The sequence below is a fragment of the Flavobacterium sp. FG139 genome, assembly GCF_057809695.1.
Genome location: NZ_JBMDKL010000010.1, coordinates 1 through 25,001, shown reverse-complemented (window position 1 = coordinate 25,001; position 25,001 = coordinate 1). Strand labels below are relative to the sequence as shown.

Here is a 25,001-nt window from a genome sequence, read left to right as displayed (position 1 = left end):
GAAGATATTTTATACAATGAGATTACACCGAAATTTAGTTTATACCACTATCGATTCCCTAAACGCCATCTTTAACGAAGGTGAATATGCCGATAAAATGGTGGCAAGAGCGCTGAAAAAAGACAAACGTTGGGGAAGTTCCGATAGAAAATTTGTTGCCGAAACCATCTACGAAATTGTACGATGGAAACGATTATATGCTGAAATTGCTAGTGTCAAAGAACCTTTTGACAGAGACGATTTGTGGCGCATTTTTGCCGTATGGGCCGTATTACGTGGGTACCCAATTCCCGATTGGAGACAATTAGAAGGAACACCAGAACGCAAAATAAAAGGACGATTTGATGAGTTGTCTAAAATCAGAAAAATGAGGGAATCCATTCCAGATTGGATGGATGAGATTGGTATAAAAGAATTAGGAGAAGACCTTTGGACTAAAGAAATAGCCGCACAAAACAAACAAGCGCAAGTAATTTTAAGGGTTAATACCTTAAAAACTACTAAAGAAAAATTGCATGCCATTTTGATGGATTTGAACATTGAAACGGAGTTTTTAAAAGACCAACCTCAGGCGTTAGTATTGAAAGAACGTGCTAATGTATTTTTAACAGATGCGTTTAAAGAAGGTTTGTTTGAAGTTCAAGACGCATCATCTCAATTGGTAGCCGCTTTTCTTGATGTACAACCTGGAATGCGTGTAGTAGACACATGTGCTGGTGCTGGTGGAAAAACATTGCACATGGCCTCTTTAATGGAAAACAAAGGGCAATTGATTGCGATGGATTTGTATGAAAGCAAATTAAAACAACTAAAACTTCGTGCCAAAAGAAACGGTGCTTTTAATATCGAATACCGCATTATCGACTCTACCAAAGTGATTAAAAAACTTTATGAAAAAGCCGATAGAGTATTGATTGACGCACCTTGTAGCGGATTGGGAGTTTTAAAAAGAAATCCGGATGCCAAATGGAAATTACAACCCGAATTCATTGATAACATCCGTAAAGTACAAGCCGAAGTTCTAGAAAGTTACTCTAGAATAGTAAAACCAGGTGGTAAAATGGTGTATGCTACTTGCTCTGTATTACCCTCAGAAAATCAAGAACAAGTTAAAAAGTTTTTGACTACTGAAAACGGAAAAAACTTTACCTTTGTAAAAGATGTTAAGATACTTGCCTCACAATCAGGATTTGACGGATTTTATATGGCTCTTTTAGAACGCAAACCTTAAATCACATGAAAAAATATATTTACTTAGTACTACTTTGCCATTTTGTTGCCTTTGCTCAAATTCCAAATGGCTATTACAATAGCGCAACTGGAACCGGTTTTACTTTAAAAACGCAATTGTACAACATTGTTAGTCCGCATACTACATTGGTATACGGGTCGGGATTGTGGAATTTGTTTCAAACTTCGGATGCTCGACCTGATGGTTATGTTTGGGAGATTTATTCTAATTGTAATTTTGTTTTTGGAACCGTAGCCAATGGTGGGCAACAAGACGACGGAACTTTAGGAACAGCCGAATGCCAACGCTTTAATAAAGAACATACCTTTCCTAAAAGTTGGTTTGGCGGACAAGTGTATCCGATGTATTCGGACGCGTTCATTGTAATGCCATCGGATAAAAAAGACAATGGTTTACGCGGAAATTTAGCTTATGCTACTGTTAATCCATCGGTTACTAACAACATTGGAAATGGTTGGAGAATCGGTTCGTGTGTAACGCCAAACTACCCTTACAGCATCAATGTATTTGAACCAGCGGATCAATTTAAAGGTGATTTTGCTCGTAATTATTTTTATGTGGCGACTTGCTACCAAAACGTAATTAGCTCTTGGCAAACACTCGACCCAAGTGGTGATACTGTTTTAGATGGCAGCAGTGATAAAGTTTTTGAACAATGGTATTTGGATTTATTGTACAGCTGGCACTTAGCCGATCCTGTAAGCCAAAAAGAAATTACGAGAAACAATGCTATTTACAATGCACAAGGAAATAGAAATCCATTTGTTGATCATCCAGAATATGTAGCTCAAATTTGGGGTGCTTATTTAAAAACAAATACATTCGACTCAACGGCTGTTTCAGTTTATCCCAATCCAACTAACGATCATAAAATTTCCATTGATACCAATGCCGATATTGACACTATTCAATTAATCAACATTAACGGGCAATTAATGATGGAAGTTAAAAAACCTGTTTTTGAAAACAATTCTTATACTTTAGAAAACTTACCACAAGGTTTTTATTTCCTAAAAGTAAGTAATGGGACGCAATCGCTAACTAAGAAAGTAATCATCAACTAAAACGATAATTTATATCATAAAAAAAGAGCTTTAGAAATTTCTAAAGCTCTTTTTTTATTCCTCTTCTTCAGATGCATTGGACTTGGAATAATTGCGCCATTTCTCAATGCAATCGGCCATATCTTTTGGGATTTCAGTATCAAACCGCATCATTTCACCAGTCGTAGGATGAATAAAACCTAACGTCTTGGCATGAAGTGCTTGTCGTGGTAACGTTTTAAAACAATTATCTATAAACTGTTTGTATTTGGTAAAAGTGGTTCCTTTCAAAATCAAATTTCCACCATACCGTTCGTCATTAAACAAGGTATGACCAATGTGTTTCAAGTGCACGCGAATTTGATGAGTTCTTCCTGTTTCTAACCTACACGAAATTAGAGTCACATAACCAAAACGCTCCAATACTTTGTAATGAGTTACGGCATGTTTCCCAATTTCGGGATCGGCAAAAACAGCCATTTGCATTCGGTCTTTGACATGACGTGCTATATTTCCGGTAATAGTACCTTCGTCCTCTTTAACATTTCCCCAAACCAAAGCAATGTATTCTCTTTCGGTTGATTTATCTTCAAATTGTTTAGCCAAATGCGTCATCGCTACTTCGGTTTTGGCAACCACTAGCAAGCCTGTAGTGTCTTTATCAATTCGATGTACCAATCCAGGCCGTTCCGAACTGTTCATCGGTAAGTTTTCAAAATGAAATGCCAAAGCATTAACCAAGGTTCCCGTATAATTTCCGTGACCTGGATGCACCACAAAATTAGCTGGTTTATTAATCACCAACAGTGCCTCATCTTCATAAACAATATCCAATGGAATATCTTCGGGATCTACCCTATTTTCAAAAGGCGGATGCGATAATAAAATACGAATTACATCAAACGGTTTAGCTTTGTAATTGGACTTTACGGGTAAATCGTTTACATAAACATCGCCATTGGTAGCTGCCGTTTGAATTTTATTTCGAGTAGCATTTGGAATCAATCCTACAAGGTATTTGTCAATTCGAGTGATGGCTTGTCCTTTAGGAACTTCAAACCTGTGGTGCTCAAAAAGTTCTTCTTCGGGCTCCTGAAAATCTATATTATTGTTCATTAGGTATGGTGTCTGCTGGTGTTGTATTAGGAATAGAATCTAATTCGGTATCATTAAACACTACTTTTCCATCGCCAAGTACTAAATCAATTTTAGAAGATTTTAAAACTTTGGTACCTGCTTTTATTTTTTTGCCATTCATCCACATTTCAAGAACCATGTCTTTTCCGATGTAAGGTATGTATTTTATGGTTCCTTCTTGCAAACCAACAGCTTTCAAGGTTGGTACCGCTTGACGATAGGTTTTTTCAATCAAATCGGGTACTGCAACCATTTTAAAGGTAGAAGCATTCAATTTTATATAAATCGTTCTGCCGCCTTTTACCTTAGAACCTGCGGTTGGCTCTTGTTGGACTACTGTCAATTTAGGGAATTTCGGGTTATAATCTACCGTGTCAATAATTTGATAATCTAAATCAAGTTCATCTAATTTCTGTTCGACTTGATCGGGATTCATTTTAGCCAAGTTGGGAACCGTAATTTCATCACCATGATTAGTAATAAACGTTATCCAATGAAAAAACAAAAAAGCGATAGCACCAACAATAACTAATGCTGCTAAAATTTGAGCGACAAAAACTTTACTTGTTAGATATTTTTTAAAACTCATAAAAATAGTATTTATCGCAAAGATATAATTTTTAGTTTCAACATTTGTACTAAATTTGTATTGTAATCTAAATAAAAACGAATGAACGTAGCTGTTGTTATGGGCGGATATTCAGATGAATCTGTAATATCATTACGAAGTGGTCAATTAATTTTGAACAACTTAGACAAAAATAAGTACCAAATCTTTGAAGTACACATTCTTTTAAACGAATGGTATTGCTTAGTGGATGGCGTAAAATACCCTATAAACAAAGCCGATTTTAGTTTTTCAAAAGATACTGAAACGATTCATTTTGATGTTATTTCAAATACCATTCACGGAACGCCTGGCGAAGACGGACACATGCAAGCGTACTGGGAGTTGCTGGGGATTCCGTATACCGGATGCAATTTCTACCAATCGGCACTCACCTTCAACAAAAGAGATACGCTTTCGGTGTTGTCTAAATTTGACATTCCTAAGGCAAAATCTATCTATTTAAGCAAAGGCGATGTTATTAATGGCGCAGATGTGGCGGCTCAACTGGGTTTGCCTTTCTTTGTAAAACCAAACCAATCAGGAAGTTCGTTAGGAGTTTCTATGGTTTCCACTTTAGATGATTTTGAAAAAGCCTTAGATTTTGCTTTCGCTGAAGACAATGATATTTTGATAGAATCGTACCTTAACGGTCGTGAAATCTCGGTTGGAGTTATGAAATACAAAGGCGAAACGAAAGTGATGGGAATGACCGAAATACTGTCTCAAAATGCTTTTTTTGATTACGAAGCCAAGTATTTAGGAAAATCGGACGAAATTACACCAGCCAATGTATCAGAAGAAATTAAAAACCGTATTGAAGAAACTGCCCAAAAAGTATATGAAGCTTTAGGAATGAGTGGTTTTTCAAGAACCGATTTCATTGTCATGAACGACATTCCACATTTTATAGAAATCAATACCAATCCAGGGTTGTCGCCACAAAGTATTTTTCCACAACAAGCTGCGCATGCTCAAATGGCTATGAGCGATTTGTTGGATAACGAAATTAGTTTAGCCTTAGAAAGAAAACCAATTTGGAAAAAGTAAAATTTAGCTTATGTTAATTTTCTTCACAAAAAAAAATATCAACATAAAAAATGGGCAAATTAAAAATATAGATTGCCCTAATTGTGGAAGCAATACAAATATTATATATAATGTATTTGCTAAATATTTAAGTATTTTATGGATTCCTTTTTTTCCTTTAAACAGAACAACTACAATAACTGAATGTAGCTCATGTAAAAAGACTTATGAATATCTGAATTTTTTACCATCAGATATTAAAAAAAAGCTCCAAAATCAAAACCAAAAATATCCTTTCCATGCTCCCATATGGATGTATACAGGTGTTAGTTTAGTGTTAGTTTTTTTTCTTTATAGTTTTTACGATATTAGAAAAGAAGAAAAGAATACTAGAATGTATATAAAAAACCCAAAAGTTGGTGATGTGTATTCTATTAAAATTTCTGATGATCATTTCACTTCAGCTAGAGTAGATAAAATTAATAAAGACAGCATTTATCTTACCGATAATAATTATGAAACAGATCAAATAATAGGAATTGATGATATCGATGTTTCTAAAAATTATACTACTGTAAAAGAAGTATTGACCAAAAAAGAAATTCAAGAAGCTTACAAGAAAGAAAAAATATTTGCAATACATAGAAAAAAATGAAAAAAGCCATATTCCCAGGATCGTTTGATCCCATTACCAATGGTCATTATGACATTATCAAAAGAGGAATTTCCTTATTTGATGAAGTAATTGTTGCTATCGGAATCAATGCCGAAAAGAAATACATGTTTTCATTGGAAGATCGAAAGCGCTTTATAGAAGAAGCTTTCAAAGATGAGCCTAAAGTAAAAGTAATTACTTACGAAGGTTTGACTATTGATTTGTGTCGTAAACTCAAGGCCGATTTTATACTCCGTGGACTACGAAATCCAGCCGATTTTGAATTTGAAAAAGCGATTGCACATACTAACAGAAAATTATCAAAAATAGAAACGGTATTTCTGTTAACCGCTTCTAAAACGTCTTACATTTCATCCAGTATTGTTCGTGATGTTATTAGAAATAATGGTGATTATACGGTTTTGGTTCCGGATTCGGTGAGGATATAAATGGATGGTTAGATTATTGGATTTCTCGATAGTTGGATTTAATTTTTTCTAATAATCTAAAACTCCAATAATCTAATAATCTGAAACCTACTCCTCCTTCTTAATCACTTGTCAAGCCACTTCAATCTTAAACTTTTTCCTTTCGTTTTTTTTATCTAGAACATGATAAAATCAACGCAAATAAATTTGTGCTAATATGTGAAATCTGTGTTCTACTCCTCCTTCTTAATCACTTTTCGAGCCACTTCAATCTTAAACTTTTTCTTTTCGTTTTTTATCTAGAACATAATAAGATTAACGCAAATGAATTTGTGATAATTTGTGAAATCTGTGTTTTATTCCTCTTTCTTAATCACTTTTCGAGCCACTTCAATCTTAAACTTTTTACCTTTCATTTTCTCATCGCGAATGTTAGAAAGAAACTCTTTTACCTTTTTAGATTTTACTGCGGCAAACGAAATAAAATCTTTAACTTCAATCAAACCCAAATCACCTTTTTCCAATTTCCCTTTTTGAGAAAAGAACCCTACAATGTCAATTTTATTGAGTTTATTTTTTTTACCACCACTGATGTAAATGGTTTGAAATTCGGGTGGTTTTGGTAAAGTTGTCGCATTTTCTAGATGCAAAACTGCCATTCCATAATCTAAATACTCCATTTTCTTCTCACTTTCATGCGCAATAACATAGGCCGTTCCAGAAGCTAACATTCGAGCAGTTCGTCCGTTTCTATGGATAAATTCATCTTCTTTTAAAGGCAAATGATAATGAATAACATGTTTCATTTCGGGAATGTCCAATCCGCGAGCAGCCAAATCGGTTGTAACCAAATAACTTACACTGCCGTTTCTAAACTGAATTAAAGCGCGTTCACGCTCGTCTTGATCCATGCCACCGTGATAATAGGTTGCGTAAATTCCTTTTTCATTCAACGTATCGCTAATCCGTTCGGCAGCATCACGATGGTTGCAAAAAATAATCGCCGCTTCTGATTTTAAGGAACAAATCAAATTAAAAAGTGCGTTGATTTTATCTTTCTCTTGAGAAACCACCATTTTTAAAGAGAGATTGGAGCGCTCTTCTTCGGTTGGGATAAAATCTAAAACGATTGGGTTGATCACTCGAGTGTATTTCGGAATCTCAATATCGGATGTGGCTGAAACCAAAACACGTTTATTTAACTTATTTAACCTTGAAATGATAAACGACATTTGCTCGTGAAAACCCAATTGCAATGATTTATCAAATTCATCTAAAATTAAAGTCTGAATAGCATCTGTAGCAAAAGTACCTCTATCAATATGATCGGCAATTCTACCCGGAGTTCCTATTAAAATAGCTGGTGGATTCGACAAATTCTTGATTTCGGTATCGATAGAATGGCCGCCATAACACACATTCACTTTGTAATCAGTACCCATTTTCTTCCAAACTTGTTCAATTTGCAATCCCAATTCACGTGATGGAACTAAAATCAAACATTGTACGTCCTTACAATCGTCTAGCAACAGTTGAAAAATAGGCAACAAAAAAGCTAACGTTTTACCCGATCCTGTGGGCGATAACAACAAAACATTAGCATCGTTTAAAATAGCATCTTGGGCTATTTCTTGCATTTCATTTAAACGTTCAATGCCTATATTTAAAAGTAAATTGGTCGAATGTGGATTTTGATTCATGGCACAAAGGTAAATGCAATTCGGAATTAAAAATTCGGAATTACGAATTTAATTGCATTTTAAATACTAGGAATTCGAATGAAAACTATTCTCTTCAATAAATAATAACTTGATGTTTTCATACGAATTGTTCAAAGCCTGCTTAATTTCCTCGGGATTCAGCCACGCTACCTTTTCAATTCCTTCTTCCAATTGACCAATTGGCGTTCCTTCAAAATCGGATTGCATTTCAAACCAATGCGTGATTTTAAGTTTGTATTTTCCGTTGCGCTTAAAAATGTGGTAGGTTTTTTGAAGTTTCCTTGTAATTTTTAATTGATCAACACCTGTTTCTTCTTCAACTTCTCTAATGGCAGTAGCTTCAATTTCTTCGCCTTTTTCAGTACCACCTTTTGGCAAATCCCATTTTCCATTTCTAAAAATGAATAAAACGTCACCTTTTTTATTATACACTAAACCTCCACCTGCTTTACTAACTGGGATTTTTTCCTTAACCTTTTTAAGAATTTCTTTTTCGTCAGGATAGTATAAATAAGCTTTCTTAATCTTATTGTTGAACATTTTAACAATAAGCTGTTCTATGTCAACACTTTCAAGCAAGAACAATTGGAAGTCGGTTTCTTTGGCGACTTCATTTGTTAAAAAAAGTGGTTTATCGTTCACAAAAACTTTATACATTTGTAGTATGATTTTTAATAAAGAAACAGCTGAAAAAACAGCCGAATTGCTTTTACAAATAAATGCAATTAAATTGAATCCGTCAAATCCTTTTAAGTGGGCTTCGGGATGGAACTCACCTATTTATTGTGACAACCGACTAACACTTTCATTTCCAGCAATTAGAAATTACATTCGTGATGAATTTTCTAAACAAATTGAGGAAATTTACGGCAAACCCGATGTAATTGCTGGCGTTGCTACTGGTGCTATTGGCATTGGAATACTTGTTGCAGAAGAATTAGGACTGCCTTTTGTGTATGTGAGACCCGAACCTAAAAAACACGGAAGACAAAATCAAGTGGAAGGTTTTCTACAAAAAGGACAAAATGTTGTTGTTGTTGAAGATTTAATCTCAACAGGAAACAGCAGCCTATTGGCCGTAGAAGCCCTAAAAGCAGCCGGTGCTAATGTAAAAGGTATGCTAGCTATTTTCTCATACGGATTTGATGTAGCCGATGAAAATTTTAAAAATGCTAATGTAAATTTGAATACGTTGAGCAACTACGAACATCTTTTAGAATTAGCCGTAGAAAAACAATACATCACTGAAGAAGAACAAAAAACATTGCAAGAATGGCGCAAAAATCCATCAACTTGGAAAGTATGATATTAAATTTTAGATATTAGATATAATGAATTTAGAAAGCCCAAAAGTTACTGTAGAAAAATCTGCTGAGTATATATTTAATGCCTTATCTGAGGTAAAAAACTTTGAAAAACTAATGCCCGAAAACATTGCTAAGTTTGAAGTGCTTGGTGACGACATTTTCAACTTTGGATTAAAAGGCATGCCCGAAATAAAATTACGATTGAAAGAAGGTGTTCCCTTTTCTAAAGTTAATCTTGCCGCTGCAAGCGATAAATTGCCTTTTACTTTAGTAGCAACTATAGACGCTATTACTGAAAATTCTAGCACCGTGAAATTAGATTTCGATGGAGAATTCAATCCCATGATGGCCATGATGATTAAAGGTCCAATTTCAAAATTTATCGAAACCCTTGCCACCAATATGAACAAATTGTAATTTCATAATTTTAAATAAAAAAAACCACACCTAACAGTGTGGTTTTTATTTTAATATAACATCTGAATCTCTTTAATACCATAAGTTTTCACGGTATCGTCTTCTAAAAGAACCATCAGTTTTCCATCGGAGGTTACCCCTTGAATAATTCCCATAAAACGGTTAGCATTGGCATCTTCAAAAGGCATGGGAACACTCATTTTAAAAAGGTATTTATGAAAATCATTCCACAAAGTAGTTTCTTGATGAGAAACAATCAAACTACAATTCTTTTTAATATAAAATAGTATTCGATTCAAAATGGCATCCAAATCAAATGCTTCTTGCATCACAACTGCCATAGAAGAAGCTTTGGGCAAATGTTCAAAAGATTTTTGATTGACATTGAGTCCGATTCCAACTACCGATTCAATTTTACTGTCAGATTTAAAACTGTTTTCAATCAAAATGCCACATAATTTCTTAGTGTCTGACATAATGTCGTTAGGCCATTTTATACTTAATTTTGGGACATTATACTCTTCTAAAACTTGAACCACTGATAAAGCTACCGCTACATTCAAATGAAAAATCTCATCGGTATTATTTAAAATATCGGTAATCAAAACACTCATAATTAGGTTCTTGCCCGATTCCGAATCCCAAGAAGCACCCATTTGACCTTTTCCTTTGGTTTGATTTTTAGCAACCACCACAGTAAAGTTAGTTACAACTTGTTTCTTGGAGAGTTCTTTCAAAAAATCGTTAGTCGAATCTATGGCATCGAGTTTGATTACATTCATGGAAATTATTTTTGTAAAACAGTATTTAAACTTATGTTAAGCATCAAAAATAATGACAAATTTTGATACCTTTGCAAATTATATAAAATTTAGATGGCAAAAAAGACAGTTAGTACCGATGTTTTGTTAACAAGCATCATTAAAGGAATAGAAGAAGTAAAAGGAAATGACATCGTCATTCTCGATTTAAGAACAATAGACACAGCCGTTTGCGACTATTTTGTGATTTGCAACGGTTCTTCCAATACACAAGTAAATGCTATCGTTAATTCGGTGCAAAAAATAGTTTCCAAAGAACTTAAAGACAAACCTTGGCATGTTGAAGGTACAGACAATGCCGAATGGGTGTTGATGGATTATGTGAGCATCGTAGTTCACGTATTTCAAAAAGAAATTCGCGAGTACTATAACATCGAAGACCTTTGGGGCGATGCCGTAATCACTACACTAGAAAACAAATACTAAAAGCACTATAAATAATGTCAGAAAATAAAAAACCAGGTGGATTAAAATTTAGTCCGTGGTGGATTTCAGGAGCCATCATTTTTATGTTTATTCTATTAAACATATTCAACAGCGGCAGCATCCAAGATCCAACAAAAATATCTTCTTCCAAATTTGACGAACTTTTAAACAAAGGACAAATTGAGAAAGTAATTGTATACAACAAAGTGGAAGCTGAAGCGTATTTAACGAAAGCGGCCTTAAAAGACAAAGCCAATAGTAAAGTAGCCAAAGACCCTCTTTTTGGTGGGGTTAACAAAGGACCTCATTATACTTTTGACACAGGAAACGACGAACTTTTTCAAAAGAAATTGGACGACGCTGTCAAACAAAAAAAATTAAAGATTTTTGATTTCAAAACCAGAAGCGACTGGTCCGAATACATTGGAAACTTCTTACCAATCATTCTTTTAATTGGAGTTTGGTTATACTTTATGCGAAGAATGTCTGGCGGTGGAGCTGGCGGTGGCGGAGGTCAAATCTTCAATATCGGGAAATCAAGAGCCAAATTATTTGATGAAAATTCAGAAATAAAAACAACCTTCAAAGACGTGGCTGGATTGGAAGGCGCCAAAGAAGAAGTACAAGAAATTGTAGAATTTCTTAAAAACCCTGAAAAATATACCGTATTGGGAGGAAAAATTCCTAAAGGAGCTTTATTGGTAGGGCCTCCGGGAACTGGAAAAACATTACTAGCAAAAGCAGTTGCTGGTGAAGCCAAAGTACCGTTCTTTTCCTTATCAGGTTCCGATTTTGTGGAAATGTTTGTGGGTGTAGGTGCTTCTCGTGTGAGAGATTTATTCAAACAAGCCAAAGAAAAATCTCCTGCGATTATCTTCATCGATGAGATTGATGCAGTAGGTAGAGCTCGAGGTAAAAATAATATGTCTGGCGGAAACGACGAACGTGAAAACACACTGAACCAGTTACTTACAGAGATGGATGGTTTCGGAACGAATACTCACGTTATCGTACTAGCTGCAACTAACAGAGCCGATGTGTTAGACAAAGCCTTGATGCGTGCTGGTCGTTTTGACAGACAGATTTATGTAGATTTACCAGACATTAGAGAGCGTAAAGAAATTTTTGAAGTGCATTTGAAACCACTTAAAAAAGTAGAAGGGCTGGATACTGAGTTTTTAGCCAAACAAACACCTGGATTTTCAGGTGCCGATATTGCAAACGTATGTAATGAAGCAGCTTTAATTGCCGCTAGAAATAATAAATCGGCTGTTGACAAACAAGATTTCTTAGATGCCGTAGACCGTATAGTAGGTGGTTTAGAAAAGAAAAACAAAATTGTAACTCCCGACGAAAAAAGAGCTATTGCCGTACACGAAGCGGGTCATGCTACCGTAAGCTGGATGTTAGAACATGCGGCACCGCTTATTAAAGTTACTATTGTCCCTAGAGGGCAAAGTTTGGGTGCAGCTTGGTATTTACCAGAAGAAAGACAAATTGTAAGACCCGATCAAATGTTAGACGAAATGTGTGCTACTATGGGAGGTCGTGCTGCTGAAAAAGTGATTTTTGACACGATTTCAACTGGAGCTTTGTCCGATTTGGAAAAAGTAACCAAACAAGCTCGTGCTATGGTAACCATATATGGATTGAACGAAAAGTTAGGAAACGTAACCTATTACGATTCATCAGGCCAAAGCGAATACAATTTCAGCAAACCTTATTCTGAAGATACAGCCATGACTATTGACAAAGAAATTTCAACGTTAATTGAAGGTCAGTACCAAAGAGCTATCGAAATTCTAAAAGAAAATAAAGATAAGTTATTGCAACTTGCCGATATTTTAATTGAAAAAGAAGTCATTTTCAAAGATGATTTAGAAACCATTTTTGGTAGAAGATTATTTAAAAAAGACCTCGAAGAAAACACTGAGTTTCCTGCATAATACATCAGAACTAATAAAAATTTAAAAATCTTAATTCAAAAAATGTTTTTGAATTAAGATTTTTTTATCTTTGAAAGTTTTCAAATAATAAATAAAGATTTTTACACCATACTATGAGTCTATTCAGAAAAATATTTGGTACTGGCAATGATGCTTCCGATGAGGAAAACCAAAGTGAATATAACGCTCCAAAACCTTCTAATCTTCCGGTTGACGATTTATTTACCTTCAATTTTAAGAAAAATGGCGGTAAATTTATTTATTGTGAAAACCTTACTGAAGTTAAAGAACAATTCGAAAATATTTTAGAAGAAAACGATTGGTTTGAAAGCGAAGTATTGTGCTATGAATCAAAACTTTTTAACCTACTAGACGAAAATAAACTAACGTATACCAATCCGACAAGTCCGAAATTCTTTTTTGCTAGTTGTGAAAATCTGATTGCAGATGAAGGCTCAGTGCTGTTTTCATCGAATCAAATCAAACAAAAAAAACCAAACGAACTGCCTGATAACATCGTTATTTTAGCCACAACCAGTCAAATTCTAGAGTCTAAAAGCGATGGGTTGCGCGTGATTAAAAAGAAATACGATAAAGATTATCCTACCAACATTACCACTATAAAATACTTTGAAAAAGTTCAAGAAGAAGATTTCTTAACCTATGGCAGTTGTGCTAAAAATCTATACTTACTTCTTTTAGAAGATTTATAATAATGAATGAAACCTTAAAGCGAGCAATTTCTGGTACAGTATACATACTGTTATTACTAGCTTCTATTCTTTTTTCAACAGAAAGTTTCTTTGTTTTATTTGGAATTTTTCTTCTGATTGCAGTGTATGAATTTTGTAATTTAGTGCAAATTAATAAGGTCTTCCCTATTATTTTTTCGGCATTAGTATACACAACCATCGCCCTAATTAGTGTGTACAGAAAAGAAACCGAATTCTTTTTAAACCAAAATTTTAATGGTAAGTACAACATCGCTGTTAATCTTAATAATTTAAACATTGTATTATTAGCGATTACAATAGTGGTTTCTATAAAGTGTATCATTTTTTTGTTTTACGATTCCATCCAAAAAGTGAGTACTTCTTCTAAATACCTGTATTTACTAGGATATATCATCCTCCCATTTGTATTTATTACCAAAATTTCATTCGGAGTTAAAGACTACAATCCCAAAATCATCATTGGATTATTCATTCTAATCTGGACCAACGATACCTTTGCTTATATCGTAGGAAAATCAATAGGAAAACACAAATTATTAGAACGTATCTCACCTAAAAAAACCATTGAAGGCTTTCTTGGAGGTATTGTTTTTGCTGTTTTAGCTGGATTTTTAATCTCAAAATTCTTCATAAAAGCAAGCCCTAAATTTAGCGAACGATCCATTCTAATTTGGTGTTCCATTGCTTTAATTGTTGGAGTATTAGGTACTATAGGCGACTTAATCGAATCCAAATTCAAACGAATTGCTGGAGTTAAAGACAGTGGAAAAATAATGCCAGGCCATGGTGGTATTTTAGATCGCTTAGATAGTGTTATATTTGTAGCACCATTTGTATTTTTGTTTTATCAAATTTTAAATTATGTTTCATAAAGAAGGTTTCAAAATTATTTTAATTTCACTGGCATTATTTGTCATTTTATTATTGGCAAGTCCTTATGCTTTTTCCAATCCTTGGATTCTAAAACCCATTCAATATACTCTTCTGATATTGCTGTTGCTTGTATTACAGTTTTTCAGAAATCCAAACCGATTGTTAATCGTTAATGACAATCACATCACAGCTCCAGTAGATGGAAAAGTAGTGGTAATTGAAGAAGTATTTGAACCTGAATATTTTAAAGACAAACGGCTTCAAGTTTCCATTTTCATGTCGCCTATTAACGTTCATGTGACACGCTATGCGACCAGTGGAAAAGTAAAATACAGCAAATACCACCCTGGAAAATATTTAGTAGCATGGCATCCAAAAGCCAGTACAGAAAACGAACGCACAACTGTAGTAATTGAAAATCGCATTTTTGGAGAAATCATGTACCGACAAATTGCAGGGGCTTTGGCAAAACGAATCGTAAATTATGCCGAAGAAGGTATGAATGTACGCCAAGGTGATGATGCCGGATTCATCAAATTTGGTTCTCGTGTCGATTTGTACTTTCCTTTAGGAACCGATGTGCAAGTTAAAATTGGACAAAAAGCAGTGGGCAACAAAACCATTATTGCCATCAAATAAATGCAAGAAAAAGATTTAAATACACGCTTTGATGAAGCCGTAGAATTGGCCAACACGATGACTCAAGCCGAGTTACCGCAGGATGTGCAATTACGCCTTTATGCGCTGTATAAACAATCAACTCACGGCACCATTACCAGTAGAATCTACCCTATTTACGATTTGAGAAATGCGTTCAAAATGAATGCTTGGATGCAAATTAGCCACCTCACTCAAGACGAATGTAAAGAACTATACATAGAAGCCATTACTTCATTAGCAAAAAAGAAATAGGTATGAAAAAAATAACCTTCCTTTTATTCTGTGCTCTTTTAGCGCTTTCAATAGGTTCGTGTAAAAGAAAAAAATATACCGAAGTAGTCGAAGTACCGCTTCCAACGGCTGCAGAAAAAATAACTATTGGCTCACCAGAAGATGTAAAAGCCGAGGCTGGAGCTTTTGAAGTTGCCAAACTCAGTTACGGATACGATGCCTTAGCGCCAAGTATAGACGCTATGACCATGGAGATTCACTATTCTAAACATTATCTCACGTATACCAACAATCTCAACAAAGCCCTTGCGGGTACCGAATTAGAAAATATTCCCATTGAAGATGTTTTTAGAAAATTGGATATGAACAATGCCGATTTACGAAACAATCTTGGTGGCTATTACAATCATACCCTGTTTTTTGATGTTATCGGTCCGAAAGCAGATGGTAAACCAACAGATACTTTGTCTAGCGCCATCAATAAAGATTTTGGATCGTTTGAAGCCTTTAAAACACAATTTGAAGATGCCGCCAACAAACAATTTGGTTCGGGTTGGACATGGCTAATTGTAGACAAATCGGGAAAATTACAGATCACTACAACGCCCAACCAAGACAATCCGTTGATGCCAAGAGCCGAAGTAGCAGGAACTCCTATTTTAGCTATCGACTTATGGGAACACGCCTATTATTTGAATTACCAATACAAAAGAAAAAAATACATCGAAGCATTCTTCACAACAATCAACTGGAAAAGAGTTGGCGAACGGTATGAAGAAGCTATTGCAAAATAATTAAAATCCGCGTATTGCGGATTTTTTAATGCCAGAACCTATTCTTAAAAAAGGCATTTCGTTATCTTTACAGTCTAAAAATCAATTCTATTTTAATCCAAAATATATGTATTCAACAATTATAAAAATGAATTCTGTTGTCAAACTAGCATTCCTCATATTTACTTGCACTGCTTTAGGGCAAGAGAAAAATCTAAAAAACATTCAAAAACTAACCTTTGGTGGCGATAATGCCGAAGCCTATTTCAGTCCGAATGGCAACATGCTCACCATGCAAGTGACCAATCCAAAAGCCAATATTCCTTGCGATCAAATTTATATGTATGATTTGCAAAGCAAAACCTATTCTTCTGAAAATTTGAAACTCATTTCTACCGGAAAAGGAAGAACTACCTGTTCCTATTTCATGCCCGATGGAAAACACATCATCTATGCCTCTACCCATGCTGCAAGTCCAGATTGTCCTCCTGCTCCCAAACCACACGATGGCAAATACCTATGGGCAGTTTATCCCGAATTTGATATTTATATGGCCGATTTAAACGGAACGATTGTAAAACAATTGACCAATTCACCAGGATATGATGCTGAGGCAGTGGTTTCGCCTGACGGAAAGAAAATTGCCTTCACCTCTACTCGTTCGGGCGATTTAGAACTTTGGACCATGGATATAGATGGAACCAATTTGAAACAAATTACCTTCGGATTGGGCTATGATGGCGGAAGTTTCTTTTCGCACGACAGTAAAAAATTAGTGTTCCGTTCGTCACGCCCAAAAACAGAAGCAGAAATTGCCGATTACAAAGCTTTGTTGAAAGACAATGTAGTGGCGCCAACCGAAATGGAAATTTATACCTGCAATGTAGACGGTTCAGACATCAAACAAATTACGCATTTGGGCAAAGCCAATTGGGCACCGTTTTTTCATCCCTCAGATAAAAAAATCATCTTTTCTTCCAACCATCATTCTACTCGTGGGTACGACTTTCAATTGTACATGATAAATATCGATGGAACCCATTTGAAACAAATCACTTGGGAAAGCGAATTCAATGCTTTTCCAATGTTTTCTCCCGATGGAAAAAAATTAGTTTGGTCGAGCAATCGTATGCAAAATGCGGCTCGTGAAACCAATGTCTTCATAGCAGATTGGGTGGATTCTGACGACACTGAAATAGCGAAACCCGAATTGCTTAAAAAACACATTTCCTACTTGGCTTCAGACGACTTAAAAGGACGATTAACAGGTTCGGTAGGCGAACAAAAAGCCGCCGATTATTTGACCGCCGAATTAAAAGCACTCGGATTAAAACCTTATGAAGGAAAAAGATATTTGCAAAAATTTGAGTATAAGGTTAGACAAAGTCCTAACGATTCCATTACGGAAAACAGCAGTAGCAATACCGGCAGAAACGTTATTGCCTATTTAGACAATAAAGCTTCCAAAACAATTGTAATTGGAGCGCATTACGACCATTTAGGATTAAACGAACACAACAATTCTACCAAGCCAAATTCTAAAGGTGAAATCCACAATGGTGCCGACGATAATGCCTCTGGAGTTGCTGGAGTCTTAGAATTAGCGCGCATGTTTTCCAAAAATAAAACTACCGAAAAAGCCAATTACATTTTTGCTTTTTTCTCGGGTGAAGAAGACGGTTTGATAGGCTCTAAACACATGGCCGAAACTTTAAAAGCAAAATACCCAAATGTAGTAGCCATGATTAATATGGACATGATTGGAAGATTGAGCAAAACCAAAGACTTGATTGTGGGCGGTGTAGGTACATCAGCGCAATTCAAAACCATAATAGAGAAAAATAAACCAGCCGGATTCAATGTCACAATGGAAGAAAGTGGTGTTGGCCCAACCGATCATACTTCCTTTTACTTGAAAGACATTCCGGTATTAAATTTCTTCACCGGAACGCATACCGACTACCACAAACCAAGTGATGACGAAGACAAAATCAATTATACTGGCGTGACCAATATTGTCGATTATGCTTTTAGAACGGCTAACGAGGTAGCACAATTGGACCAAGTTCCGTTCATCAAAACCAAAGTAAACGCAGGTAAAACCAGACCCAAATACAAAGTGACTATGGGAATTATGCCCGATTATACCGAGCATCCTGATGGTTTACATGTAGATGGCGTAACCGAAAACCGTGCCGCACAAAAAGCCGGAATCAAAGAAGGTGATGTCATCACGAAAATCGGAACTACCGAAGTTAAAGAAGTATACAGCTATATGGACGCCCTATCTAAAATAAACCCAGGAGACGAATTAGACGTAACATTCATTCGTGATGGCGTGAATCAAACTGTTAAAGTAAAATTTGAATAACGTACTACTAAAAATAGTTTGTAATAAAAAAGTCCTGATTTCTCAGGACTTTTTTAATTATTTTAAACCAGCAATACTCTGTTCTATAGTGGCAATTTTGGCTAAAGCATCGGCCTCTTTCTTGCGTTCCATTTCAAGAACTTTTTCAGGGGCACCGTTAACAAACTTCTCGTTAGATAATTTGGCTTGTACCGATTTTAAGAAACCTTTAGTGTAATTTAATTCATCCGTTAATTTAGTAATTTCAGCTTCCACATCAATAGTTCCAGTAATCGGTATAAAGTATTCATTCGATTTTACTCTGTAGGACAACGCCCCATCCACTTTATCCGTGACATAGTCTAAAGATACAAGGTTCCCAAGTTTCAAGATTACTGCATCAAAATAAGTGGAAGCATTTTCAGTATTCACTACTTTTAAATCGATCGCATCTTTAAACGGTATATTTTTATCCTTTCGAATGGTTCTGATGCCGGAAATAACGTCCATAGCAAAATCAAAATCGGCTATCAGTTGCTCATCAAAAGTTTTGGCTTGCGGCCATTCAGCAACAATCAAGGCTTGCTCTGGGGTTCTATCGGCAATGTGCTGCCAAATTTCTTCCGTCAAAAACGGCATAAAAGGATGCAACAATTTCAAGTTGTTTTCCAACATTTCAATCGCTTTTTCAAAAGTAGCTTTATCGATAGGTTGTTGGTACGCTGGTTTGATCATTTCCAAAAACCACGAACAGAAATCGTCCCAAACCAATTTATAAATGCCCATCAAGGCATCAGAAATACGGTATTTATCAAAGTTTTCTTCGATTTCAATTAAGGTGCGTTGCAACTTGGTTTCATACCATTCGATGGCTACTTTAGACGATTCGGGTTGCACAATCGAATCCGAAACGTCCCAACCTTTAATCAATTTGAAAGCATTCCAGATTTTATTAGAGAAAGCTTTTCCTTGTTGACACAATTCCTCGTCAAACATGATATCGTTTCCGGCAGAAGCACTTAAAAGCAATCCCACACGAACACCGTCAGCGCCAAACTTTTCGATCAACTCCAAAGGTTCTGGTGAATTCCCCAATGATTTAGACATCTTACGACGTTGTTTATCACGAACCAATCCGGTTAAATACACATTGGTAAAAGGCTTTTCACCGGCATATTCATAACCCGCAATAATCATACGCGCTACCCAAAAGAATAAAATATCGGGACCCGTTACTAAATCGTTAGTTGGGTAATAGTACTTATAATCTTCGTTTTCGGGATGCAAAATCCCACCAAAAACAGCCATCGGCCACAACCAAGAAGAGAACCAAGTGTCCAAGGCGTCAGCATCTTGACGCAAATCGGAGGGTTGCAACATCAAATTACCCGTTTTGATTTGGGCTAACGTTAGGGCAGCTTCTTTAGTAGTAGCCACTACAAAATCTTCTTTACCATCACCATAATAATAGGCCGGAATTTGTTGTCCCCACCACAATTGACGTGAAATATTCCAATCGCGTATGTTTTCCAACCAATGTTTGTAGGTATTGTTAAAACGTGATGGGTATAACTTTACTTCTTCGGTTTCTAGAACGGCTTTGATGGCAGGTTTTACCAACTCTTCCATACTTAAAAACCATTGGTCTGACAATCGTGGTTCGATTACTGCTTTGGTTCGTTCAGAAGTACCTACTTTATTCAAATGCGTTTCGGTTTTGGCCAAAGCTCCTATTTGTTCTAGCTCTTGAGCAATTTCCTCACGAACGACAAAACGATCTTTTCCTTGATAATGCAACCCAAACGAATTTAAGGAAGCATCATCATTAAAAATATCGATGATTTCAAGATTGTGTTTTTCACCCAACGTTTTATCATTCATATCGTGAGCCGGAGTCACTTTCAAGCAACCCGTTCCGAATGCAACATCCACATAGTCATCTTCAATTATAGGCACTACTCTACCACATATCGGTACAATGGCTTTCTTTCCTTTTAAATGGGCAAAACGTTCGTCATTTGGATTAATACAAATAGCCGTATCGCCAAAAATAGTTTCCGGACGTGTAGTCGCAACCGTTAAGAAATCGGTTGAACCTTCAATTTGATACTGTAAGAAATACAATTTACCTTGACGCTCTTCAAAGATTACTTCTTCGTCAGACAAAGTCGTTTTAGCTTCTGGATCCCAGTTTACCATGCGGTACCCACGATAGATTAGGCCTTTGTTATACAAATCAACAAACGAATGAATAACCGAAGCCGACATGTCTTCGTCCATAGTAAACTTGGTTCGACTCCAATCACAAGAGCAACCCAATTGTTTCAATTGTTCTAAAATCGTTCCGCCATATTTGTTGGTCCAATCCCAAGCGTGTTTTAAAAACTCCTCACGCGTCAAATCGTTCTTGTTGATACCTTCACTTTTGAGCTTAGCCACTACTTTAGCCTCAGTAGCAATAGAAGCATGATCGGTTCCAGGTACCCAACAGGCATTGAATCCTTTCAAACGCGCACGACGAATCAAAACATCTTGAATGGTGTTGTTGAGCATGTGTCCCATGTGCAAGACTCCAGTCACATTGGGTGGTGGAATTACAATGGTATACGGCGTTCTATGGTCGGGTTTGGAAGTGAAATAATCGTTTTTCATCCAGTAGTCGTACCATTTCTGTTCTACTTCTTTGGCATTGAATTGTGCAGGAATCATGTATTGTATTTAAATATAGTTAACGTCTAATTAGCGTACTGTGGTTTTCAACTACAGCACAAGAAGGCAATACAATAGCCCTCTAGCCCCGATTGAAATGATACCTTGTTTAATGAAAAGCGGGAAAAGGCATTACCGATAAATCCCGAGCCATTCGCTTCTAAATAAGTTTGGTATGTTTTTTGTACTCCTGCAAAAGTAAGTAATAAGTGCTTTTATAAAAAATTAAGAATTAAAATTTTGCTGATTAATTTAAAGTCGTAATTTTACTAAACCAATCATGCTAAAAATTTAACCTCATGAAAAAAATTATATTTACTGCAATTGTTTTGATAAACAGCTTGGCCTTTGCGCAAACCGGTCCCAAGATTGAGTTTAAAGACAAAGATAATACGATAGATTATGGAACGGTTACCAAAGATGCCGACGATGGAGTACGAAAGTTCCAATTCACCAATACAGGCGATGCGCCATTGATTATTAAAGACGTTCGTTCTACGTGTGGTTGTACGGTGCCGAGTAAACCAACAGGAGAAATTATGCCGGGAAAATCTGATTTTATTACGGTAAAATACAACATGAATCCGGGTCCGATTCGAAAAACCATCACCGTTGAAACCAACGCAACCAATGTAGAAGGCGGCTTGGTTGCCCTAAAGATAAAAGGCGAAGTGATTGTAAAACAAGAAGTCAATTTACTGGACAAGAAAAAAACAGGTCCGATGCAATAAACAAAAAACGCTCACAACTTGTGAGCGTTTTTTTTATAAAATATTTTTAAGAACAATAGAAAAGGTCAACAATTTACCTTTTCGATCGACTACAAAAGTAATAATTTTGCCTTCTTCGGATTTCAATAAATCGTTGATTTGTTCTAAAGTAAACGTAAAAGCATCTTTTTTATTTATTTTTACAATAACATCTTCTTTTTGAAAACCAGCAACATCAGCAGGCGAATTCTTTCTAACATTGGCAATAACATAAATAGGTTTCAACTCAAATTTGTATTTCAAGTTATTGGCAATTTTGTTACCGTCAGCATCAAAAAGATTATTACTGATAGCTGGATTATCTTCGTAATCTGCCTTAATCCATTGCAACCCTTGGTGCTGCACATCGAGTCCCGACATATTAAAGTTAAAAGGCTCTTCAAACTGATTGTTTTTTTGCAGGTAAATCATGTTCGATTTGTAATCAAAAATCACCGTAAAACGCCGCATAATTTCAGAGCCTATCGAACCTAATCTACCGTTTATTTTATCTATGGTAGTCGTCGCCTCCGAATTGGGGAAAGCAGCTAAAGGGTTTTTAAATTCAAAAGCTCCAATGGCAACCGTGGAGATTCTGCCGCGTTTTCCAAAAACGTCACCACTAAACCCTCTTCCTAGAAAGTCTTCAAAACTGGCTTTGGGAACGACAATTTTGGAGTCATTCTTATCAAAAAACCAAATAGCATCACTGTTACCCGTATCAATAAGCAGTTTTGACACAAGAGGTTCCGCATCCTTTTCAAAGAAAGCATTACAGCTCAAATAGGGTTTATGGTCGATAAACTCTAACGGAAATTTGGCAAAAGATTTAGTGCTCTTTTCCAAACTTTTGGGTTTATCTCTATAAAGCGTAATTCGTTTAGCCGTATAATCAATTTTGACCAAACAATTTTTAAAAAACTGATACCCAATAATGCCGTTTACGGGCACACCTATTTGGGAAGAAATATTGATATTTTGATCCAACACCAAGTACAACGTATGATCATGATCGACATAATTTTTGATGGATAAGGTGTTTTTGGCCGATTTATAAGCATCAAAAGCTTCATTACTTCCAAATCCTTTAATCCTTATTTTTTCAATGTTAGAAAAACTAACACCATCCGTATCATCAACACTAAACAAAACCGAATCTTCTACACCGGTATCCAACAAAAAATTTAAAGGAGTACCATTAACATGAATGGTAATAATGATCAAGTTATTTATAAACTTAAACGGAATGGAGGTCTTATTTCGATGGCTTTCAATCTGAAATCCGTTTTGTGAAATTCCAAAGTGAAACATAAATAAAAAACAAACAAGAATAAGTCGGTTCTGCATCAATGATAATTTTCATAAATTTAAGAATTATTTTTAACTTGAAAATTCATTTTTGACAATTTATACAATAAAAAATTGCAAATTTGCACAACTAAATTTTCAATTATGCCAAAAGTTTCAAATAAAGGAAAACAAATGCCCGAATCACCAATTAGAAAATTGGTTCCTTATGCTGATATTGCTAAGAAAAAAGGACATAAAGTATACCATTTAAATATTGGTCAACCCGATATTAAAACTCCAGAAGTCGCTTTAAATGCCGTGAAAAATGCGGATATTAAGGTATTAGAATACAGTCATTCTGCTGGGTTTGAAAGTTACCGTACCAAATTATCACACTATTATAAGTCACACGGTTTACCCATTGAAGTGGCCGATATCATCATCACAACTGGGGGCTCTGAAGCCTTACTTTTTGCCATGGGAAGCACCATGGATGTGGATGATGAAATCATTATTCCAGAACCTTTTTACGCCAACTATAACGGATTTTCAACCGCTTCTGGTGTGAAAGTGGTTCCTGTAATTTCTACTATTGACGACGGATTTGCATTGCCTCCAATTGCTGCTTTTGAAAAATTAATTACGCCTAAAACCAAGGCTATTCTTATCTGTAATCCTGGAAATCCAACTGGATATTTGTATTCTCAAGAAGAAATTCAACAATTGGCTGAAATCGTAAAGAAACACGATTTATTCCTAATTGCTGATGAAGTATACCGCGAATTCATTTACGATGAAACCGAAAAACACCACTCGGTAATGAATGTTCCAGGCATTGAAGAAAACGCCATCATGATTGATTCAGTTTCTAAAAGATACAGCATGTGTGGCGCTCGAATTGGATGTATCGTCTCTAAAAACAAAGAAGTAATGGCAACCGCTATGAAATTTGCGCAAGCGCGTTTGAGTCCACCAACTTTTGCTCAAATTGCTAGTGAGGCCGCTCTCGAAACACCGCAAAGTTATTTCACCGAAGTTATCGAAGAATACAAAGAACGTAGAGACATTTTAATCTCTGAGCTAAATAAAATTGAAGGCGTTAAAGTGGGCACTCCAAAAGGTGCTTTCTACTGCATCGCTCAACTTCCAGTTGACAATGCTGATAATTTCGCACAATGGCTTCTAGAGTCTTATGATTTGAATGGCGAAACCGTAATGGTGGCGCCAGCTGCTGGCTTCTACTCTACTCCAAATGTTGGTTTGAATGAAGTCCGCATTGCCTATGTATTGAAAAAAGAAGATTTGGTACGCTCAGTTGAAATTCTCAAAGAAGCTCTAAAAGTCTACAATTCCAAATAATAAGCAGCGAATGGCTTGGGCTTTCTTGGAGTCCGTATTCCTGCTGTTCGTTCTATCTTTAGCATAAAAAAAGCTCCTGATTTGGGAGCTTTTTTTATGCTAAAGGATGCCACTACCATCAGGGCTAGGCTGCCAACTTTAGTACACAAAAAAGGATTCCAATCGGAATCCTTTTTTTGTACATGTAGTATAATTTATCGTTTTAAGGAGAAGTGCGCTTTAAATTCTTTTAGGGCATTAGCCTCACTATAATCTACTCTAAACCAGTAATCGGTCGATGGCATTAAATTACCGTTGTAGGTTCCATCCCAACCCGGACTCTGCGGACTGATTTCTTTGATCAGTTTGCCGTAGCGGTCAAAGATATAAATCTTAGCTGTAGGTTGGTTTTGTAATCCAATTACGTTCCACGTATCGTTTATTCCATCACCATTTGGTGTAAAATAATGCGGATAATCAATAATTTGAACTCCTGTTAATATCA

At 35.9% G+C, this 25,001-nt stretch carries 25 protein-coding genes; 17 read left to right on the top strand and 8 right to left on the bottom strand.

What is annotated here, in order from left to right; genetic code table 11:
- Window positions 1-16 precede the first annotated feature (16 nt).
- Window positions 17-1,231 (top strand): RsmB/NOP family class I SAM-dependent RNA methyltransferase, encoded by a 1,215-nt coding sequence (locus tag ACODSI_RS09825; protein WP_488916674.1) that lies wholly within the window; start codon window positions 17-19, stop codon window positions 1,229-1,231.
- A 5-nt stretch (window positions 1,232-1,236) separates the two neighbouring features.
- Window positions 1,237-2,316 (top strand): endonuclease, encoded by a 1,080-nt coding sequence (locus tag ACODSI_RS09820; RefSeq protein ID WP_488916673.1) that lies wholly within the window; start codon window positions 1,237-1,239, stop codon window positions 2,314-2,316.
- Window positions 2,317-2,370: 54 nt separating this feature from the next.
- On the opposite strand, the gene ACODSI_RS09815 is transcribed toward ACODSI_RS09820, so the two are convergent.
- Window positions 2,371-3,411, bottom strand: coding sequence for an RluA family pseudouridine synthase (locus tag ACODSI_RS09815; RefSeq protein WP_488916672.1), 1,041 nt, complete (start codon window positions 3,409-3,411; stop codon window positions 2,371-2,373).
- Window positions 3,401-4,021, bottom strand: coding sequence for a PASTA domain-containing protein (locus tag ACODSI_RS09810; RefSeq protein WP_488916671.1), 621 nt, complete (start codon window positions 4,019-4,021; stop codon window positions 3,401-3,403). The genes ACODSI_RS09815 and ACODSI_RS09810 overlap by 11 nt, the downstream gene beginning before the upstream one ends.
- A gap of 81 nt (window positions 4,022-4,102) precedes the next feature.
- On the opposite strand from ACODSI_RS09810, the gene ACODSI_RS09805 reads away from it, so the two are divergent.
- The 3 genes from ACODSI_RS09805 to coaD are packed head-to-tail and all read left to right on the top strand — an operon-like array spanning window position 4,103 to window position 6,172.
- Window positions 4,103-5,089: a D-alanine--D-alanine ligase gene (locus ACODSI_RS09805; RefSeq protein ID WP_488916670.1), complete on the top strand. Its 987-nt coding sequence runs from the start codon at window positions 4,103-4,105 to the stop codon at window positions 5,087-5,089.
- A gap of 10 nt (window positions 5,090-5,099) precedes the next feature.
- Window positions 5,100-5,723 (top strand): zinc-ribbon domain-containing protein, encoded by a 624-nt coding sequence (locus ACODSI_RS09800; RefSeq protein ID WP_488916669.1) that lies wholly within the window; start codon window positions 5,100-5,102, stop codon window positions 5,721-5,723.
- Complete coding sequence (gene coaD, locus ACODSI_RS09795; RefSeq protein ID WP_488916668.1) at window positions 5,720-6,172, top strand: pantetheine-phosphate adenylyltransferase; 453 nt, start codon at window positions 5,720-5,722, stop codon at window positions 6,170-6,172. The genes ACODSI_RS09800 and coaD overlap by 4 nt, the downstream gene beginning before the upstream one ends.
- 335 nt (window positions 6,173-6,507) lie before the next feature.
- On the opposite strand, the gene ACODSI_RS09790 is transcribed toward coaD, so the two are convergent.
- Together ACODSI_RS09790 and ACODSI_RS09785 are read right to left on the bottom strand one after the other, a co-directional pair.
- Window positions 6,508-7,851 carry a DEAD/DEAH box helicase gene (locus ACODSI_RS09790; RefSeq protein WP_488916667.1) on the bottom strand — a complete coding sequence of 448 codons (1,344 nt, stop codon included), beginning with the start codon at window positions 7,849-7,851 and terminating at the stop codon, window positions 6,508-6,510.
- Between the two features lie 66 nt (window positions 7,852-7,917).
- The gene (locus tag ACODSI_RS09785) at window positions 7,918-8,529 is read right to left on the bottom strand and encodes an NUDIX hydrolase (protein WP_488916666.1); all 612 of its coding nucleotides are present in this window, start codon (window positions 8,527-8,529) and stop codon (window positions 7,918-7,920) included.
- Window positions 8,530-8,536: 7 nt separating this feature from the next.
- On the opposite strand from ACODSI_RS09785, the gene pyrE reads away from it, so the two are divergent.
- Window positions 8,537-9,178 carry an orotate phosphoribosyltransferase gene (gene pyrE / locus ACODSI_RS09780; protein ID WP_488916665.1) on the top strand — a complete coding sequence of 214 codons (642 nt, stop codon included), beginning with the start codon at window positions 8,537-8,539 and terminating at the stop codon, window positions 9,176-9,178.
- Between the two features lie 25 nt (window positions 9,179-9,203).
- Complete coding sequence (locus ACODSI_RS09775; protein WP_488916664.1) at window positions 9,204-9,596, top strand: SRPBCC family protein; 393 nt, start codon at window positions 9,204-9,206, stop codon at window positions 9,594-9,596.
- Window positions 9,597-9,646: 50 nt separating this feature from the next.
- Here ACODSI_RS09775 and ACODSI_RS09770 read toward each other — a convergent pair whose 3' ends face one another.
- Window positions 9,647-10,378: a biotin--[acetyl-CoA-carboxylase] ligase gene (locus tag ACODSI_RS09770; protein ID WP_488916663.1), complete on the bottom strand. Its 732-nt coding sequence runs from the start codon at window positions 10,376-10,378 to the stop codon at window positions 9,647-9,649.
- Between the two features lie 93 nt (window positions 10,379-10,471).
- On the opposite strand from ACODSI_RS09770, the gene rsfS reads away from it, so the two are divergent.
- The 8 genes from rsfS (at window position 10,472) to ACODSI_RS09730 (ending at window position 18,431) form a co-directional block, all read left to right on the top strand.
- Window positions 10,472-10,843, top strand: coding sequence for a ribosome silencing factor (rsfS, locus tag ACODSI_RS09765; RefSeq protein ID WP_488916662.1), 372 nt, complete (start codon window positions 10,472-10,474; stop codon window positions 10,841-10,843).
- Window positions 10,844-10,857: 14 nt separating this feature from the next.
- A complete protein-coding gene (ftsH, locus tag ACODSI_RS09760; RefSeq protein ID WP_488916661.1) occupies window positions 10,858-12,789 on the top strand; it encodes an ATP-dependent zinc metalloprotease FtsH in 1,932 nt (643 codons plus the stop codon).
- Window positions 12,790-12,902: 113 nt separating this feature from the next.
- On the top strand, window positions 12,903-13,502 hold the full coding sequence (locus tag ACODSI_RS09755) for a lactate utilization protein B/C (protein WP_488916660.1): 600 nt from the start codon (window positions 12,903-12,905) through the stop codon (window positions 13,500-13,502).
- A 2-nt stretch (window positions 13,503-13,504) separates the two neighbouring features.
- Window positions 13,505-14,395 (top strand): phosphatidate cytidylyltransferase, encoded by an 891-nt coding sequence (locus ACODSI_RS09750; RefSeq protein ID WP_488916659.1) that lies wholly within the window; start codon window positions 13,505-13,507, stop codon window positions 14,393-14,395.
- Window positions 14,385-15,035: a phosphatidylserine decarboxylase family protein gene (locus tag ACODSI_RS09745; protein WP_488916658.1), complete on the top strand. Its 651-nt coding sequence runs from the start codon at window positions 14,385-14,387 to the stop codon at window positions 15,033-15,035. The genes ACODSI_RS09750 and ACODSI_RS09745 overlap by 11 nt, the downstream gene beginning before the upstream one ends.
- The gene (locus ACODSI_RS09740; protein WP_488916657.1) at window positions 15,036-15,308 is read left to right on the top strand and encodes an acyl-CoA-binding protein; all 273 of its coding nucleotides are present in this window, start codon (window positions 15,036-15,038) and stop codon (window positions 15,306-15,308) included. It abuts the gene before it with no gap.
- 2 nt (window positions 15,309-15,310) lie between these two features.
- Window positions 15,311-16,081 carry a superoxide dismutase gene (locus tag ACODSI_RS09735; protein WP_488916656.1) on the top strand — a complete coding sequence of 257 codons (771 nt, stop codon included), beginning with the start codon at window positions 15,311-15,313 and terminating at the stop codon, window positions 16,079-16,081.
- Window positions 16,082-16,208: 127 nt separating this feature from the next.
- Window positions 16,209-18,431, top strand: a complete 2,223-nt coding sequence (locus ACODSI_RS09730) for a M20/M25/M40 family metallo-hydrolase (protein ID WP_488916655.1) — start codon at window positions 16,209-16,211, stop codon at window positions 18,429-18,431.
- 57 nt (window positions 18,432-18,488) lie between these two features.
- Here ACODSI_RS09730 and ACODSI_RS09725 read toward each other — a convergent pair whose 3' ends face one another.
- On the bottom strand, window positions 18,489-21,119 hold the full coding sequence (locus ACODSI_RS09725) for a valine--tRNA ligase (RefSeq protein WP_488916654.1): 2,631 nt from the start codon (window positions 21,117-21,119) through the stop codon (window positions 18,489-18,491).
- A 299-nt stretch (window positions 21,120-21,418) separates the two neighbouring features.
- Between ACODSI_RS09725 and ACODSI_RS09720 the strand changes: the two genes are divergently transcribed.
- On the top strand, window positions 21,419-21,850 hold the full coding sequence (locus ACODSI_RS09720; RefSeq protein WP_488916653.1) for a DUF1573 domain-containing protein: 432 nt from the start codon (window positions 21,419-21,421) through the stop codon (window positions 21,848-21,850).
- A gap of 33 nt (window positions 21,851-21,883) precedes the next feature.
- Here ACODSI_RS09720 and ACODSI_RS09715 read toward each other — a convergent pair whose 3' ends face one another.
- Window positions 21,884-23,179, bottom strand: a complete 1,296-nt coding sequence (locus ACODSI_RS09715; protein WP_488916652.1) for a retropepsin-like aspartic protease — start codon at window positions 23,177-23,179, stop codon at window positions 21,884-21,886.
- Between the two features lie 141 nt (window positions 23,180-23,320).
- Between ACODSI_RS09715 and ACODSI_RS09710 the strand changes: the two genes are divergently transcribed.
- Entirely contained in the window at window positions 23,321-24,517 is a 1,197-nt protein-coding gene (locus ACODSI_RS09710) for a pyridoxal phosphate-dependent aminotransferase (RefSeq protein ID WP_488916651.1), read from the top strand.
- 194 nt (window positions 24,518-24,711) lie between these two features.
- Here the strand turns inward: ACODSI_RS09710 and ACODSI_RS09705 are convergent.
- Window positions 24,712-25,001 (bottom strand): T9SS type B sorting domain-containing protein (locus ACODSI_RS09705; protein WP_488916650.1); only part of this gene is annotated, 290 nt, incomplete at its 5' end.

What these genes read in the sequence shown, in the direction of transcription:
- ACODSI_RS09800 (WP_488916669.1), top strand. Translation starts at nt 5,100, where the DNA reads ATGTTAATTTTCTTCACAAAAAAAAATATCAACATAAAAAATGGGCAA.
- ACODSI_RS09735 (WP_488916656.1), top strand. Translation starts at nt 15,311, where the DNA reads ATGAAAAAAATAACCTTCCTTTTATTCTGTGCTCTTTTAGCGCTTTCA.
- rsfS (WP_488916662.1), top strand. Translation starts at nt 10,472, where the DNA reads ATGGCAAAAAAGACAGTTAGTACCGATGTTTTGTTAACAAGCATCATT.
- ACODSI_RS09770 (WP_488916663.1), bottom strand. Translation starts at nt 10,378, where the DNA reads ATGAATGTAATCAAACTCGATGCCATAGATTCGACTAACGATTTTTTG.
- pyrE (WP_488916665.1), top strand. Translation starts at nt 8,537, where the DNA reads ATGATTTTTAATAAAGAAACAGCTGAAAAAACAGCCGAATTGCTTTTA.
- ACODSI_RS09825 (WP_488916674.1), top strand. Translation starts at nt 17, where the DNA reads ATGAGATTACACCGAAATTTAGTTTATACCACTATCGATTCCCTAAAC.
- ACODSI_RS09785 (WP_488916666.1), bottom strand. Translation starts at nt 8,529, where the DNA reads ATGTATAAAGTTTTTGTGAACGATAAACCACTTTTTTTAACAAATGAA.
- coaD (WP_488916668.1), top strand. Translation starts at nt 5,720, where the DNA reads ATGAAAAAAGCCATATTCCCAGGATCGTTTGATCCCATTACCAATGGT.
- ACODSI_RS09740 (WP_488916657.1), top strand. Translation starts at nt 15,036, where the DNA reads ATGCAAGAAAAAGATTTAAATACACGCTTTGATGAAGCCGTAGAATTG.
- ACODSI_RS09715 (WP_488916652.1), bottom strand. Translation starts at nt 23,179, where the DNA reads ATGTTTCACTTTGGAATTTCACAAAACGGATTTCAGATTGAAAGCCAT.
- ACODSI_RS09810 (WP_488916671.1), bottom strand. Translation starts at nt 4,021, where the DNA reads ATGAGTTTTAAAAAATATCTAACAAGTAAAGTTTTTGTCGCTCAAATT.
- ACODSI_RS09725 (WP_488916654.1), bottom strand. Translation starts at nt 21,119, where the DNA reads ATGATTCCTGCACAATTCAATGCCAAAGAAGTAGAACAGAAATGGTAC.
- ACODSI_RS09745 (WP_488916658.1), top strand. Translation starts at nt 14,385, where the DNA reads ATGTTTCATAAAGAAGGTTTCAAAATTATTTTAATTTCACTGGCATTA.
- ACODSI_RS09720 (WP_488916653.1), top strand. Translation starts at nt 21,419, where the DNA reads ATGAAAAAAATTATATTTACTGCAATTGTTTTGATAAACAGCTTGGCC.
- ACODSI_RS09755 (WP_488916660.1), top strand. Translation starts at nt 12,903, where the DNA reads ATGAGTCTATTCAGAAAAATATTTGGTACTGGCAATGATGCTTCCGAT.
- ACODSI_RS09815 (WP_488916672.1), bottom strand. Translation starts at nt 3,411, where the DNA reads ATGAACAATAATATAGATTTTCAGGAGCCCGAAGAAGAACTTTTTGAG.
- ACODSI_RS09790 (WP_488916667.1), bottom strand. Translation starts at nt 7,851, where the DNA reads ATGAATCAAAATCCACATTCGACCAATTTACTTTTAAATATAGGCATT.
- ftsH (WP_488916661.1), top strand. Translation starts at nt 10,858, where the DNA reads ATGTCAGAAAATAAAAAACCAGGTGGATTAAAATTTAGTCCGTGGTGG.
- ACODSI_RS09750 (WP_488916659.1), top strand. Translation starts at nt 13,505, where the DNA reads ATGAATGAAACCTTAAAGCGAGCAATTTCTGGTACAGTATACATACTG.
- ACODSI_RS09710 (WP_488916651.1), top strand. Translation starts at nt 23,321, where the DNA reads ATGCCAAAAGTTTCAAATAAAGGAAAACAAATGCCCGAATCACCAATT.
- ACODSI_RS09820 (WP_488916673.1), top strand. Translation starts at nt 1,237, where the DNA reads ATGAAAAAATATATTTACTTAGTACTACTTTGCCATTTTGTTGCCTTT.
- ACODSI_RS09805 (WP_488916670.1), top strand. Translation starts at nt 4,103, where the DNA reads ATGAACGTAGCTGTTGTTATGGGCGGATATTCAGATGAATCTGTAATA.
- ACODSI_RS09775 (WP_488916664.1), top strand. Translation starts at nt 9,204, where the DNA reads ATGAATTTAGAAAGCCCAAAAGTTACTGTAGAAAAATCTGCTGAGTAT.
- ACODSI_RS09730 (WP_488916655.1), top strand. Translation starts at nt 16,209, where the DNA reads ATGAATTCTGTTGTCAAACTAGCATTCCTCATATTTACTTGCACTGCT.